Genomic DNA, 14,722 nt, shown 5'->3' on the forward strand with positions numbered 1-14,722 from the left:
CGCTGTCGAAGTCCTTAGCTCGCATTCGAGTTTAGTTCGCACTACCGCACGCGCGCATTGACATTGCCCGCGATTACTCGGAAGTGGCGGGCCAGTACTTGTGCCAGTCGGCGGCGGTGAGCGGGTCGCGTTGGCCGCGATCGGCTTCGGCGGCGTCCTCGGCGGCGGCGATCACGGACGCGAACGACAGCGTGGCTTTGCGTAGGCGTTCCTCAGCGCTGTCGGGACCGCCCAACTCAACGTGGCGAAGGTCGGCAGGGATCAATTCGCCGGGCAGCCCAGCCAGACTGGCCCGCGCGATGACCTTCTCCGCGAGCGCCAACGCGGGCTGCGCCATCGCGATGCCGTCGAGACACGAGCGCCGCGACTTCTCGGCGGATTTGCGTGTCTCCCATGCCTTTTCCTGCGCGGCGAGCTTTTCGGCGAACGGGACTTCGGGTGCTGGCTCGTCGGCGAGCAGGTGCGGACTGCGGTGCACCAACTTGTCAACGAGCGCGGCGGCGACATCGTCGACGGTGAACTCGCCTGCCTCCTCGGCGATGCGCGAGTGGAAAAGTACCTGCAAGAGCAGGTCGCCGAGTTCTTCCTTGATGGTCTCGGTGTCCCCCGACTGAATCGCGTCAAGCAATTCGTAGGTTTCCTCAAGCAAATACGGGCGAAGCGAGTCGTGCGTCTGGGTGATTTCCCAGCCGCCGAAGCGCCACATCCGGTCCATCACGTCGACCGCGCTGGCCAAACTGGCCGCCACCTGCGCGGTATCGGGGTCGGGGAGTTCGTCTTTCATCGCGCCACCGTCGGGGCCACCACCGGAGCAGACAGGTCGACCGAGCCCTGCGGCTTGCCATCAAGGGCGAGCAGCAGGTCGGCGACGAATTGCAGCGCGTCGATGTCGCGTACTCGGTCGGCACCGACACTGTCGGCGACGCGTGGCAGCGGCACCTGCACCAGTCCGGTGGTTGGGCGGTACGTGGAGCTGGGATAGAGGCGGTTAAGCCGCAACTGCTTGGAATCGGGCAGATTCATGAACGGCCCAATCTTCACGCCAGCCCCGGCGACAACGATCTCGGTGATGCCGTATTCGCGAGCGAGTAGACGCAGCTTGGCCACCGCGACGAGCCGCTCGACCTCGACCGGCGGCGCACCGTAGCGGTCGACAAGCTCTTCGATGACCGCGGCGAGCTGCGAATCATCCTGCGCCGCAGCGAGTTTGCGATACGCCTCAAGGCGCAGGCGGTCGCTTGCGATGTAGTCGGGTGGGATGTGCGCGTCGACGGGCAGGTCGATGCGAACCTCCTTAACCTCTTCAGTGACGACCGGCTTACCGTCGGCAGCCGCGCGATAGGCCTCGACCGCCTCACCGACAAGCCGCACATAAAGGTCGAAGCCGACGCCAGCGACGTGGCCGGATTGTTCGGCACCGAGCACGTTGCCCGCACCACGAATCTCCAAGTCCTTCATCGCGACCGCCATGCCAGCGCCCAGGTCGGAGTTTTGCGCGATCGTGGCGAGACGGTCGTACGCCGTCTCGGTGAGCGGCTTCTCCGGCGGGTACAGGAAGTAGGCATAACCACGTTCGCGCGAACGACCGACACGCCCACGCAACTGGTGCAGCTGCGAAAGACCAAGGGAATCAGCACGTTCCACGATGAGGGTGTTGGCGTTGGAGATATCGAGGCCAGTCTCGATGATCGTGGTGCACACGAGCACGTCGAATTCGCGCTTCCAGAACCCCTCGACGGTGCGTTCGAGCGCTTCCTCGTTCATCTGCCCGTGCGCGACCGCGACGCGCGCCTCAGGCACGAGGTCGCGAATATGCTTGGCGGCCTTGTCGATTGACGACACCCGGTTGTGTACGTAGAAAACCTGACCGTCGCGCATAAGTTCACGGCGAATCGCGGCGGTGGCCTGCTTGTCGTTGTAGGCGCCGACATAGGTGAGCACAGGGTGACGCTCTTCGGGCGGGGTGAGGATGGTCGACATCTCGCGAATGCCTGCCAGGCTCATTTCCAAGGTGCGCGGGATGGGCGTTGCCGACATGGTGAGCACATCGACGTGGGTACGCAGCGCCTTGATGTGCTCCTTGTGTTCGACACCGAAGCGCTGTTCCTCATCGACAACAACAAGCCCAAGGTCTTTCCAGCGCACCGATTTGGTGAGCAGGCGGTGGGTGCCGACCACGATATCGACGCTGCCGTCGGCAAGCCCGGCCAGAATTTCCTTCACCTCAGCCGGATCGGTAAACCGCGAAAGCCCCTTCACCGTGACCGGGAAGCCAGCGACGCGGTCGGCGAAAGTCTGCAAATGCTGTTGTGCGAGAAGAGTTGTCGGCACAAGTACCGCGACCTGCTTGCCGTCCTGCACCGCCTTGAACGCGGCGCGTACCGCGATCTCGGTTTTGCCGTAACCAACGTCGCCACAGACGACGCGGTCCATCGGAACGGCCTTCTCCATGTCGGCCTTGACCTCGGTAATGGCCGTCATCTGGTCGTCGGTTTCGGTGAACGCGAACGCGTCTTCCATCTCCTGCTGCCACGGCGTATCGGGCGCGAACGCGTGACCGGGCGCGGCTTGACGAGCCGCGTACAGCTGAACGAGTTCGCCAGCGATCTCACGAACCGCCTTGCGCGCCTTGCGTTTTGTGTTGGTCCAGTCCGAACCGCCGAGCTTCGACAGGCTCGGCATCTCACCACCGACGTAACGCGAAAGCTGGTCGAGCGACTCCATCGGCACGAAAAGACGGTCGCCCGGCTGACCGCGCTTGCTCGGCGCGTACTCGATGACCAGATATTCACGCCGCGCACCGCCAATGGTGCGCTCGATCATTTCAACGAACCGGCCAATGCCGTGCTGGTCATGGACCACCATGTCGCCCGAGGTGAGCGCGAGCGGATCGACCTGGTTGCGGCGCTTGGCTGGCAACTTGCGGCCGTCGCCTGGGGAGGTGACGCGGTTGCCGGTGAGGTCGGATTCGGCGACGATGACCAGGCCCGATTCATCGAAAATGAGCCCGTCGTGCAGCGAACCGCACATGACAGCGACGATGCCCGGCTCCGGCGCGACCCCCTCAGCAACCAGCGCGGCGGGCACATCGGCGTCGCCGAGACGTTCCATAATGCGCGCGGCCGTGCCATGCCCGGTGACGACGATCGCGGCCGTTCCACCGGAGGTGACGTGCGCGCGCAGCGACGCGAAAATGGTCGCGACCTGCTCCTCATTACCGCGCGCGGTAGGTCCGGGCTGGATGCCCAACACCACTTCGACCGGATCGCCGGAGGCGAACGGGCTCATCGTCCACCACGGCAGCCCGCGCTGATCGGCGCTGGCGTGCAGTTCGGCGAGACCGCGATAACCGGACGCGGCGAGGTCGAGGCCGTTCGCGCCAAGTGGGGCTTCACTGCCGAACGACGCCGCCGTCCACGACGCTTCAAGGAACTCTTCGCCGGTGCGAACCAGGTCGGCAGCGCGGGTGCGGATTTTCTCCGGATCGCACAGCAGGAGCGTGGTGCCTTCGGGCAACGCCTCGGTGAGCAGGCTCATCGTGCCCGGGGCGAGCACCGGGAGCAGCGCTTCCATGCCGTCGACCGGGATGCCTTCGGCGATCTTGTCGAGCATTTCAACGAGCGCGGCGTCGGCGGCATGTTCGGCAGCGGCGGCGGTTGCCCGTTCGCGTACCGGTTCGGTGAGCAGCAGTTCGCGACATGGCTGCGCGACCACCTGCTTCACCTCGTGGTCGGCGATCGACCGCTGATCGGCCACCGAGAACTCACGAATCTCGCTGACCTCGTCGCCCCAAAACTCAATGCGAACCGGGTGGCTTGCCGTTGGCGGGAACAGGTCGAGGATGCCGCCGCGCACCGCGAACTCACCGCGCTTGCCAACCATGTCGACGCGCTGATACGCGAATTCGACTAGGCGCGTAAGCAATTCGTCGAAATCGGACTCCGCACCGACGCGCAGCACGATGGGCTCGACATCGCCCAACCCTGCCGTCATGGGCTGCATCAGCGACCGAACGGTCGTGACGACGACACGCAGCGGGTCGGGATAAACCGGGTCTTCGGGGTGGGCGAGGCGACGCAGCACCTCAAGGCGCTTGCCGACCGTGTCGGCACCCGGAGACAGCCGTTCGTGCGGCAGCGTTTCCCATGACGGGAAAAGCGCGACCGACTTGCCGAGCATGTCGGTGAGTTCGGTCGCGAGATCGTCGGCCTCACGACCGGTAGCCGTGACGACGACAAGCGGACGATGCGCGGCGATAGTGTCGGCGACAAACGGGCGTGCCGCCGACGGCGCGACTAGCTCGACCCCAGCCTTACCAACAAGATCAGCGACGGTACGCAGCGCGGCATCGCGACCGGCAACCTCTGCCAGCCCTGCGAGCGGCGGTTTTGGGGGGGACGACACGGTCGACAAAGCACGCTCCTGGACGCAGACGGGATGTTCGGCGAGTCTGGCGACGAGTCTAGTCGTGCGCACCGACAGAAAATCCCGAGCGGCTTTGCCGAGCGATGTTGCGCGAGCCTAGGTAACGACGTAGCGCCGCAACCGGCGCGCGGCGAACTCGCGGAAATACGACAGCTTCTCCGGCGGAACAAGCGAGGGAAGCAGGAAATACCAGGCCCGCTCCATGCGCGTCGCCATCTGGTCCATCGTCTCAGTGCCAACAGCGACGATGTGCACGCCCGCGGTGAGCTGCTGAAGCAGGATGCCAACGACGTCGGCATCGAGCTCGGAGTCGAGGTCGCCCTGCGCGATCGCGCGCTCGGCCAGCAACCGATAGGTTTCGCCCCAAACTTTGGCGATGTTGTCGCCCTGGGCACCCCGGTAGTCGCCGATCTGATGCGTGAGCTTGAGCATCGCGCCGACCATCGCGTCGTTCATCGACAGGTCAGCGACCACATAGGTGATGCCGATGCACGCCTCAAGCGCGGGCACCCGATTGTCGAAGAAACCCTGGCACGCACCGATGAGTCACTCGTTGCCCTGGTCAACCACCGCCCGCGCGAGCTCTTCCTTCGACCCAAAGTGAAAGTACAAGGCCCCCTTGGTCACATTGGACTGCGAGATGATTTCGCTCAAACTCGCGTTCGCGTAACCGAGTCGGAGAAAGACATCGGCAGCGCCAGCAAGGACGGAGTCGCGGGTGATCTCCGCGCGCGCTTGCCTAGCCATCAGATCCGCCTGTCATCCAATAATCCAGCCATCCTGAAGTAAACCGACATCCCGAAGTTTGTTCGACATACAGCCCGGCAGCACCCAAAAGGATGGGAGAACCGTACCATCAGCGCCACATTAGGCAGCCGAATCCTGCATTCGGTCTGCGAAAGGCGCTATCACCCGGCTACCACTTGCAACGTTGTGGCCCTTAGCTTCTCGCGGACTTCTCGCACCGACCTCACGCCCGCTCACTCTTCCCATTCCATTCGGAGCTGAGCCCCGGTTCGGCTTCCAGATGCGACAAACCGTTCCAACACAGATTCACCAGATGGGCAGCGACCACCTCTTTTGGCGGGGTGCGCTCGTCGAGCCACCAGGTGGCTGTCGTGGAAACCATGCCAACGAGCGCCTGTGCGTACAGCGGGGCGAGGCTGGTGTCGAAATCACGTCGACCGAAATCACCGGCGAGCAGGTGCGCGACCTGGTTCACGGCCTCGTTGAGCAGACTTGAGTAGCGACCATCGGAGTTCGTCACCGGTTGGTCGCGGACCAGGATGCGGAAACCGTCAGTGCGTTCTTCGATGTAGGTGAGCAGAGCGAGGGCGACCTGCTCCAACCGCACGCGCGACCGATTCTGGGTCAGCGAGGACGTGACCATTTCCAACAGCATCGACATCTCACGGTCGACGACGACGGCGTAAAGCCCCTCTTTCCCGCCGAAGTGCTCATACACCACCGGTTTTGACACTTGCGCGCGCTGCGCGATCTCCTCGATCGACGTCGCGTCGTAGCCGCGCTCGGCGAAAAGCGCGCGCCCAATCTCGATCAGCTGCTGCCTGCGCTGCGTGCCCGTCATGCGCGTCCGAGACGGTTTGGTCTCCCCAGAAGTCACACGCTCCCCCGCTCTATGCGTTCAGCCCGGTCATGTTGTGCGATGTGCTCGCGAAAGAGGCGCGTGCGTGTGGAAGGCTAACAAGGCCGGATCGGCGTGCATACGACAGCCGGACACGACAGGCGGCCGGGGTGATTGGGCATCCGACGCCATCGTGTGCGAGGATCACCCGTGTGCCCTAGCACAGTGGTGGACTTCCGCGGTCCACTGGTGTCGCGATCCGCCGTAGTGTAATGGCAGCACCTCTGATTTTGGTTCAGATAGTTCAGGTTCGAGTCCTGGCGGCGGAGCACACGGGCACACCATCGACCGACCGAACCCGGGAGATCCATGCCTCCGCAGACTGCCGTCGTTGTTCTCGCAGCCGGGGCAGGCACCCGGATGCGATCGAAGACGCCGAAGGTACTGCACCCGCTGGCTGGGCGTTCGATGCTTTCGCACGCGCTGCACGCCGCTGACGAAATTGACCCCGCGCACCTGATCACCGTGGTCGGCCACGACCGCGAGAAGGTCGAATCCGCTGTTGGCGAGGTCGCGAAGAAGTTGGCGCGCGAGATCGACTGCGCGGTTCAAGATCAACAGTTGGGCACCGGCCACGCCGTGCAATGCGCGCTCACCGCGCTCCCTGACGACTTCACCGGCGACCTGCTCGTCACCTCAGCCGACGTGCCGCTCCTCGACGGGCACACCCTCGCCGCGCTGCTCGACGAACATCGCAGCTACGCCGACCGGCCCGCTGTCACCGTGTTGACCTTCGTTCCCGACGACGCCAACGGTTACGGCCGCATCGTGCGCGACGACGACGGTTCGGTCGCCGAAATCGTCGAACATGCCGACGCGACACCCGAACAGGCCCGCATTACCGAGGTCAACTCGGGTGTTTACGCCTTCGACGCGACCGTGCTTCGCACGATGATCAAGCGACTTTCCACCGCGAACGCCCAGCACGAGCTCTACCTCACCGACGTGTTGAAGCTCGCGCGTGAGGCCGGGCATCCGGTCCACGGCGCGCGACTTGTCGACTCGAACAAGGTCACCGGGGTCAACGACCGTGTGCAGCTCGCCGAGGCAGGCGCGACGCTCAACCGCTACATCCTCGAACGACACATGCGCAACGGCGTCACGATCATCGACCCGGCGACGACCTGGATCGACGCGAGCGTGCGGATCAGTCGCGACGCGGTTTTGCGCCCGGGCACGCAACTGTTCGGGACAACCGAGATTGGCGAAGACGCCGAAATCGGGCCTGATACGACCCTCACTGACGTCGCGGTTGGTGCCGGCGCGAGCGTTATTCGCACGCACGGCACTGGCGCGCGCATCGGCGACGGCGCATCCGTCGGCCCGTTCGCCTACCTGCGCCCGGGCACTGTCTTAGGCGACGAAGGCAAAATCGGCACATTCGTTGAAACGAAGAACGCATCGATCGGCGCGCACACGAAGGTTCCGCATCTGACGTATGTCGGCGACGCGACGATCGGCGAGTACAGCAACATCGGCGCGTCGAGCGTTTTTGTGAACTATGACGGCGTCACTAAGCACCACACTGTGGTCGGTTCGCATGTGAAAACTGGTTGCGACACCATGTTCATCGCCCCGGTCACCGTGGGTGACGGCGCCTATTCGGGTGCGGGTACTGTACTGCGCAGAAGCGTTCCACCGGGTGCACTCGCGGTGTCTGGTGGGCCACAGCGCATTATTGAGAACTGGGTGCAGCGCAACCGTCCAGGAACCGCTGCGGCAATCGCGGCGGCGGAAGCCATCGCGGCAAACGAGACGTCAGATATGACAATCGAGCAAAAGGATGGCAACCAGCAGTGACCGCGTTCTCGATCGACAACCAGAAGAACTTGATGCTCTTCGCGGGTCGGTCACACACCGAGCTTGCCGAGCAGGTCGCCAAGGAACTCGACGTCGACATCACGCCGCAGACCGCGCGTGAGTTCGCCAACGGCGAGATTTTCGTTCGCTTCGAGGAGTCGGTCCGTGGTTCCGACGCCTTCGTGCTGCAGAGCTTCCCCGCGCCGCTCAACCAGTGGCTGATGGAACAGCTCATCATGATCGACGCGCTCAAGCGCGGGTCGGCCAAGCGCATCACCGCCGTGCTGCCGTTCTACCCGTACGCGCGCCAGGACAAGAAGCACCGTGGCCGCGAGCCCATTTCGGCTCGTCTCGTCGCCGACCTGCTCAAGACCGCCGGTGCCGACCGCATCATCACCGTCGACCTGCACACCGACCAGATCCAGGGCTTCTTCGATGGCCCCGTCGATCACATGCACGCGCTCGTGCAGCTGTCGGAGTACATCCGCACCAACTACGCCTCCGACAACCTCGCCGTCGTCTCTCCCGACGCGGGCCGCGTGAAGGTCGCTGAGAAGTGGGCCGACTCGCTCGGTGGCACGCCGCTGGCGTTCATCCACAAGACCCGCGACCCGCTCGTGCCCAACCAGGTTGTCTCCAACCGCGTTGTCGGTGACGTCGCTGGTCGTACCTGCATCCTGATCGACGACATGATCGACACCGGCGGCACCATCGCGGGCGCGGTCAAGGTCCTCAAGGAAGCTGGCGCGGGCGACGTCGTTATCGCCGCCACCCACGGCGTGCTTTCCGACCCTGCCGCCGAGCGCCTCGCCGCGTGCGGTGCCAAGGAAGTTGTCGTCACCAACACCCTGCCCATCAGCGAGGACAAGAAGTTCCCCACGCTGACGGTGCTGTCGATCGCGCCGCTGCTGGCCCGCACCATCCGCGAGGTCTTCGAAAACGGTTCTGTCACACAGCTTTTCAACGGCAACGCGTAATTTCCTGCCGTTTTGTCGAGGCCGTGCCCAGTTTGGGCGCGGCCTCGCCGCTTTTATCAACACCGGGTTGATCAGCGCCGGGCTGGCGCGTGGGTCCCCGTCTCGTTAGACACCTACGCCTCCTGACGCACGGTTACTGGCGTGTTGCTCAATCCCGGCGATACTGGGAAACATGAGTGGTGACGCGTCGGATCCGCACATTCCGCCTGTTCCTGGACAGGAGCCGCCGGATGCGGTGCGGTTGCCACCGCGACGCGGGGACAAGTCGGCAGCCCAGGATGCCGAGGATTCGCCATCGGAACCTTCGGAACCGGTGTTTGAGGCCGTCGCTGAGTCGGAGGGCGATCTCGATATCAACTTCGATGACGATGAGCCGCGCAGGTCGGTCTTTGACGACGAGCGCAAGGAGTCCGCTGAACCCGCCAAGTCCAAGGCCAAGCCCAAAGCCACCGGGACCAGCGCCGACGACCCTACCGCGCTCGGCAATATCTTCGATTTAGCGCGTGACCACCCCGATCTAGTGCAGGACAAAACCCCGACCGGTCGCGCGGAACGTCCCGCGCTTTCCTACGGCGGTCCCGCCGATGGGATCCCGTCGAGTGACGCCCCGGCCGAGCCCGAAGAGCCCACCGACCCAACCGGCCGTCCCGGCGTCTCCTACGACCTGCCCGCACCCGCTCTCCCTGACGACGGCCAAGCCGCGACGTCGGGTCGGCAAATCTGGGCGACGGTCGGGTTCGTGTGCGCGGGCATCGCGCTTGTTTTCTTCCCGATCCTGTTCGGCCCAGTCGGGATCGGTTTCGGGCTTTATGGGCGCAAGCGCGGCGAGCCACTCGGCGGTTGGGCCGCGTTAGCCGCGCTCGTCGCGATGCTGGCGGCGATCGCGTTTCGCGTGTGGTTCTACGACACCCCGGTCGTGCCGACCACCGACCAGTAGGCTCGCGCGTGCCTGCCTGCACAGATCGGCCGCGAGGCGAATACTGGAACGTATGAGCCGTGAACCTCTTGACTTCGACATGGGCGATGACGACCAGGCCAATGACATCGTCGAATACGAGCGTTTCGTCGAAGACCCGCCGCGTGACTACGTGATCCGCGATCACGAAGCCGACGCCAATGGCTTCCTCGGCATCAATAAGGAAGTCAGCGAGGAGTGGACCGAACGCGGTGCCGCCCACGCCGCGCTTGAGCAGGACGAGCGTCCTGCCGAGGTGGCGGCGATGAGCGTGCGCGGCGAAGGGGCCGTCGACGGCGACCTCTTCGACGACCGCTACGGCTACGACCTCAACGGCGAAGAAGGCGTGGAACAAGACCTCGAAGGCGACGAGAACCTGATCTCAGGCGAGTACCACGCCGACGATCTCGACCTTTAACGTCGCTGGGCGAGGAACAGGGCGAACCGCTCGTCGGGGTCGGTCCAGGTGTCAGTGAGCGCGAAGCCCGCCTGGGCCAACTCGGCACCTAGTCCGTCCCGGGTGAACTTCGCCGAAATCTCGGTGCGCATCTCCTCGCCTTCGGCGAAGGTCACGGTGAGTCCGAGTTCAGCGACGGTCACCGTCATCGGCGCGGTCGCGCGCAACCGCATTTCGATCCAGGAGTTCTCGGCGTCCCAGTGCGCGACGTGCTCAAACTGCTCGGGGTGGAAGTTGGCACCCAACCTGCCGTTGAGCACATGCAGGACGTTGCGGTTGAACTCGGCGGTCACGCCTTGCGCGTCGTCGTAGGCGGGGACGAGGACCGCAGGGTCGATCACGAGGCCCGCCCCAAGCAGCAGCAGCTCGCCCGGTTCAAGTACCTCGTTGATGCCAGCGAGAAACTCCGCGCGCTCAGTGGGGACGAGGTTGCCGATGGTGCCGCCGAGGAAGGCGATCATGCGACGGCCCCCGCGCGGCAGGTTGTGCAGGGTGTCGGTGAAGTCGCTGACCACACCGTGTACGCCTAGCTGCGGGTATTCTTCGGCAATCTCGGCCGCCGCCGCGCGCAACGCGGATGCGGAAACATCCTGGGGCACATAGGTTTTCAGCGAACCCTCGGCGGTAAGCGCGTCAAGCAGCAGTCGGGTTTTCACGGCCGAACCCGAGCCGAGCTCAACGAGGACTTCGGGATGCGCGGCCGTCGCGATCTCGTCAGCGACGCGCGCGAGCAGTGCCCGTTCGGTGCGCGTCGGGTAGTACTCGGGTAGCAACGTGATTTGCTCGAACAGTTCGCTGCCGCGTGCGTCGTAGAACCACTTGGGCGGCAAGGTCTTTGGCGTTGCGGTGAGACCACTGAGGGCGTCGGTGCGCAGGCCGATGGTGAGGTCGTCGTCGGTCAGGTGAATATCCAACAGCGGCGCTGTCATGAAACAACCCTTTCGGTGACTGAACTGTCTAGTGAGGTAATCGTGGCCGCGCCGGGAGTGGCGACAACCAAGTGACGATCGGGGACGGCTTGCCAACGGGGGTCGGCGTCGAACGGTTCGGAGGCGATGACGGTGTAGTCGTCGGCGACAAGCACCGACAGCGAGTGGTAGCAAGTGGTTGCCCACAGCTCGGAGCCATTGCCTAGCAACAGGTTTAGTCGCGAACTGGGCGCGACCTGGATGACCGCGTCGGTGAGCACGGCGAGCGCCTGTGCCGGGGACGTGATCGGTCCGTCGGGCGTAATCGCGGCGAGCAGCCCTCGCAGCAGCCACCACAGCGCGGCCGAGTCGGTGAGTGTGGTGAGGTCGAACAGCATCGCCGACTGCCCGTAAACGGCGAACTGGTCGTCGAGCGAGGCTTGGGCGGCGGGCAGGTGCACCCGCCAATCGGGGACGACACCGTTGTGGCTGAACGCCCAATGGTCGTCGGTGAACGGCGCGCACGCTTCGCGCGACAGCGGCATACCGACCGTCGCCGACCGCACCGCAGCGACTACCGAACGCGATTCCAGTTGTGGCAGCACCTCTTCCACGGCAGGGTCGGTCCAGATTGGCGCGGGATTGCGATAGGCGGTGACGGCCGCGCGCTCATGTCCAATGCCGACGTCGGCATTTCGCCACCAGGCGACCCCGAATCCGTCGGCGTTGATCGTGCCGCCCCCGCGCATTTCAAGGGGCGTAAACGATTGAACGACAAGCGAATGCGGGCCGCGCACGAGCAGTTCGCCGACGGCATGAGGTGGGCCGATGTACCCGAGGTGTCGACACATCTAGCGACACCTCGTCCTTGATCGAGAAGCATTGGCTAGCTTCATAGTTCATCCGGACCCAGGTCGCGGGCCAAGCGGAAACCGGCGAAGATCTGGCGGCGGATGGGGTGGTCCCAGTTGCGGAACGTGCCACGGCACGCCACCGCGTCGGTGCCGAACGAACCTCCGCGCAGCATGCGGTAGTCGCCGCCGAAGAAAACCTCCGAGTACTCGCGGTACGGGAACGCGCGGAAGCCGGGGTAGGCGTCGAAACCGCTTGAGCACCACTCCCACACGTCGCCGATCAGCTGCTGAACGCCAAGCGCCGAAGCACCTTCGGGGTACGCGCCGACCTCGGCCGGTTCTAGATGACGTTGACCCAGGTTCGCGGTGCGCGGGCTGGGGTCGTCTTCACCCCACGGGTACCGCCGCGACGTGCCGGTTGCCGGGTCGTAGCGCGCGGCCTTCTCCCACTCTGCCTCAGTGGGCAACCGTTTGTGCGCCCAGTTCGCATAGGCTTCGGCTTCAAACCAGCACACGTGCACCACCGGCTGCTTCGGTGCCAACGGCGTTCGGACGCCAAAAGCCCTTCGATACCACGCACCATCGGTGTCGCGTTCCCAGAATTGCGGGGCCGTGAGCCCCGCTTCGACCCGATGCGCCCAACCACGTTCGGACCACAGTTCGGGCCGGTCGTAGCCGCCGTCGGCGATGAACGCGACGTACTGCTCATTGGTGATGGGCGCGACGTCGATCGCGAACGCGTCAACAAAAACCGGGTGCGCGGGCCGCTCATTGTCGAGCGCCCACGGGTCGGCTGAGGTGCCCATCGTGAACTCGCCAGCGGGCACGCGCACCTCGCCGCTGGCGGCGACAACCGCGCTGGGGGGTGCCGGCGCCGACAGCGCGGGCGCGCCCACGCGTAGCTGATGCGTGGCGAGCATGGTCTCGTCGTGCTGCTGCTCGTGCTGGGCGATCATCCCGAACGCGAACCCGTTCGCGAGCAGCGGACCGCCATCGAACGATGCGGATTCGAGCACGTCCCACACCTTTTCGCGCACGGCGCCCACGTAGCCGCGCGCTTGGCCCGGATCGAGCAGGGGCAGCGCGGGCCGGTTCACGCGCGCGTGCTTGAACGCGTCGTAAAGCTCGTCGATGTCGGCGCGCACCGCTTCGCGACCGCCAACGTCGCGCACCAACCACAGTTCTTCCTGATTGCCGATATGCGCGAGGTCCCACACGAGCGGGCTCATGAGTGGCGAATGTTGGGCGACAAGCTCATTCGTGTCGACGGCATCGGTGAGCGTGTGGGTACGGGCCCGAGCCCGGGCAAGCACCTCGGCGATGCGGGCGCGTAGTTGTTCGCGCGACGTGTGGTCGGCGGGAGCGGACAGGGTCACGGTAGGTCTCCGAATACTGTTGGGCGACAAGGTAATTCGAGAACACGCGCGCTTAACTGCCGCGATACGCTCCACGGCCCGCAGCGCGGCATTGACGTGCGAATTCCTGTAGCCGCGTTGCCGCTTCGGCGGTGCGCGCGTTGTCGGACGCCAGCTCGAACAGGTCGGTGGCAACCCTGCGCAACTCGGGCACGCGAAGCCCATGATGAGCGGCGTCAAGCCACTGACCGGCGACCGGACTGGCAACCGTCGTTGCTGCCGAAACCGTGTCCGGCGACGACATCAGCGCGTCGAAAAGGTGAATCGGGATGTCGAAATTCTCGCCCGGCTGGGTGTCGAGGTAACGAACCTCAAGGTGACCAGAAGCCCTGACCGGCGGAAAGAGGGTGGTGAGGTGGTAGTCGAGATCGGCCTGGGTTGGCCTGCGACCCACCTCGTCGTCGAGCGCTCCGGAGAGCCAATCGGCGAAGGTTGCACCGGCGGGCGGTGACCAGTCGGCACTTTCCTCGGTACATCGCACACACAGCAGTGGCACGTCGAGCGCCCAGTGCGCGTACGCGGTGATGGGGTCGGCCCAATCGGCGACGGGCGGCCGCGTGCGGGCCGGATCCAGCCGCAACCACGTGCGCATGCGCTGTGACGCCCATTCGCCCGCCGGGGCACCGTGCAACCTCGGCGAGCAGGCGAACGCCGCGATGAGCGCGGGCCCGACCACATACAGCGCGGTCCACCGGGCGCGTACCTCGCGCGGATCGGCACCCGCGTCGATGCTGACCTGCGTGGCCGCGGTGTTGCACATCATGAGCGCGCCGAAGGGTCCGATGCCAGCGAAATGGCGTTCCATCGCCGCGTATCGCGGCAGGTCAAGCACGCGCTGAGGTGCGCGTTCGGCGTCGGCGGGAGCGGCGATCATGCCGATTCCAGCAACGGCGAGCAGATCGCGCAACCGCGCGGCATCCGCACGCAAACGCGCGGTCAAGAGGGCTGGATCAGCGAAGGGAGCGCTGGAAAGTTCGATCTGACCACCCGGTTCGATGGTGACGACCGAACCACCGGGCAGTGGTTGCGCGGGCGAAGCCGGCGCGAGAGAAGCGGGAGCGTGTGGCCCGAGCGCGGCGACGATGGTGGCTAGTGAGGGACGCGCGCCCGTGCGATCGGCGGTGAGCCATTCCAGTTCGGCACCGATCAGCCGAGGTGGCCCGAGTTTGAAACACACCCCGCCAACGTAGGCTTCCGCAGCTGCCCGCGATGTGAGTTCCCCCTGGTCGAGGCCACCTTTGGGCCGCGAAGAACGCTCCATGATGATTGCCATGCCAACCTCCGCG

Annotated in this window: 11 protein-coding genes, 1 tRNA gene and 1 pseudogene; 5 read left to right on the forward strand and 8 right to left on the reverse strand. The window is 65.0% G+C overall.

Features of this window, described 5'->3' with window-relative positions:
• Positions 1-73: 73 nt before the first annotated feature.
• From IEX78_RS10110 to IEX78_RS10125, 4 genes and pseudogenes are all read right to left on the reverse strand, one after another.
• Positions 74-784 (reverse strand): nucleoside triphosphate pyrophosphohydrolase, encoded by a 711-nt coding sequence (locus IEX78_RS10110; protein ID WP_188828657.1) that lies wholly within the window; start codon positions 782-784, stop codon positions 74-76.
• Positions 781-4,404 (reverse strand): transcription-repair coupling factor, encoded by a 3,624-nt coding sequence (gene mfd, locus IEX78_RS10115; RefSeq protein ID WP_188828658.1) that lies wholly within the window; start codon positions 4,402-4,404, stop codon positions 781-783. The genes IEX78_RS10110 and mfd overlap by 4 nt, the downstream gene beginning before the upstream one ends.
• Before the next feature lie 117 nt (positions 4,405-4,521).
• Positions 4,522-5,172, reverse strand: a pseudogene (locus tag IEX78_RS10120) (TetR family transcriptional regulator).
• A 223-nt stretch (positions 5,173-5,395) separates the two neighbouring features.
• Complete coding sequence (locus IEX78_RS10125; RefSeq protein ID WP_188828659.1) at positions 5,396-6,013, reverse strand: TetR/AcrR family transcriptional regulator; 618 nt, start codon at positions 6,011-6,013, stop codon at positions 5,396-5,398.
• Between the two features lie 255 nt (positions 6,014-6,268).
• Here IEX78_RS10125 and IEX78_RS10130 point away from each other — a divergent pair.
• The 5 genes from IEX78_RS10130 (at position 6,269) to IEX78_RS10150 (ending at position 10,220) form a co-directional block, all read left to right on the forward strand.
• A tRNA-Gln gene (locus IEX78_RS10130) sits at positions 6,269-6,339 on the forward strand.
• A gap of 40 nt (positions 6,340-6,379) precedes the next feature.
• Positions 6,380-7,870, forward strand: coding sequence for a bifunctional UDP-N-acetylglucosamine diphosphorylase/glucosamine-1-phosphate N-acetyltransferase GlmU (gene glmU, locus IEX78_RS10135; RefSeq protein ID WP_188828660.1), 1,491 nt, complete (start codon positions 6,380-6,382; stop codon positions 7,868-7,870).
• Complete coding sequence (locus IEX78_RS10140; RefSeq protein ID WP_188828661.1) at positions 7,867-8,847, forward strand: ribose-phosphate diphosphokinase; 981 nt, start codon at positions 7,867-7,869, stop codon at positions 8,845-8,847. The genes glmU and IEX78_RS10140 overlap by 4 nt, the downstream gene beginning before the upstream one ends.
• A gap of 172 nt (positions 8,848-9,019) precedes the next feature.
• Positions 9,020-9,784, forward strand: a complete 765-nt coding sequence (locus IEX78_RS10145) for a hypothetical protein (protein WP_188828662.1) — start codon at positions 9,020-9,022, stop codon at positions 9,782-9,784.
• Positions 9,785-9,836: 52 nt separating this feature from the next.
• Positions 9,837-10,220 carry a hypothetical protein gene (locus tag IEX78_RS10150; RefSeq protein ID WP_188828663.1) on the forward strand — a complete coding sequence of 128 codons (384 nt, stop codon included), beginning with the start codon at positions 9,837-9,839 and terminating at the stop codon, positions 10,218-10,220.
• On the opposite strand, the gene egtD is transcribed toward IEX78_RS10150, so the two are convergent.
• The 4 genes from egtD to egtA are packed head-to-tail and all read right to left on the reverse strand — an operon-like array spanning position 10,217 to position 14,709.
• A complete protein-coding gene (gene egtD / locus IEX78_RS10155) occupies positions 10,217-11,188 on the reverse strand; it encodes an L-histidine N(alpha)-methyltransferase (protein ID WP_188828664.1) in 972 nt (323 codons plus the stop codon). The two genes, IEX78_RS10150 and egtD, sit on opposite strands and share 4 nt — an antisense overlap.
• A complete protein-coding gene (egtC, locus tag IEX78_RS10160; protein WP_188828665.1) occupies positions 11,185-12,018 on the reverse strand; it encodes an ergothioneine biosynthesis protein EgtC in 834 nt (277 codons plus the stop codon). Before egtC ends, egtD begins: the two co-directional genes overlap by 4 nt.
• Positions 12,019-12,059: 41 nt before the next feature.
• Positions 12,060-13,397, reverse strand: a complete 1,338-nt coding sequence (egtB, locus tag IEX78_RS10165) for an ergothioneine biosynthesis protein EgtB (protein WP_188828666.1) — start codon at positions 13,395-13,397, stop codon at positions 12,060-12,062.
• A gap of 52 nt (positions 13,398-13,449) precedes the next feature.
• Entirely contained in the window at positions 13,450-14,709 is a 1,260-nt protein-coding gene (gene egtA, locus IEX78_RS10170; RefSeq protein ID WP_188828667.1) for an ergothioneine biosynthesis glutamate--cysteine ligase EgtA, read from the reverse strand.
• Positions 14,710-14,722: the final 13 nt, after the last annotated feature.

Origin of the sequence: Nocardia camponoti, assembly GCF_014646135.1 — a bacterium.
In the GTDB taxonomy this organism is placed as follows: Bacteria; Actinomycetota; Actinomycetes; order Mycobacteriales; family Mycobacteriaceae; genus Nocardia; species Nocardia camponoti.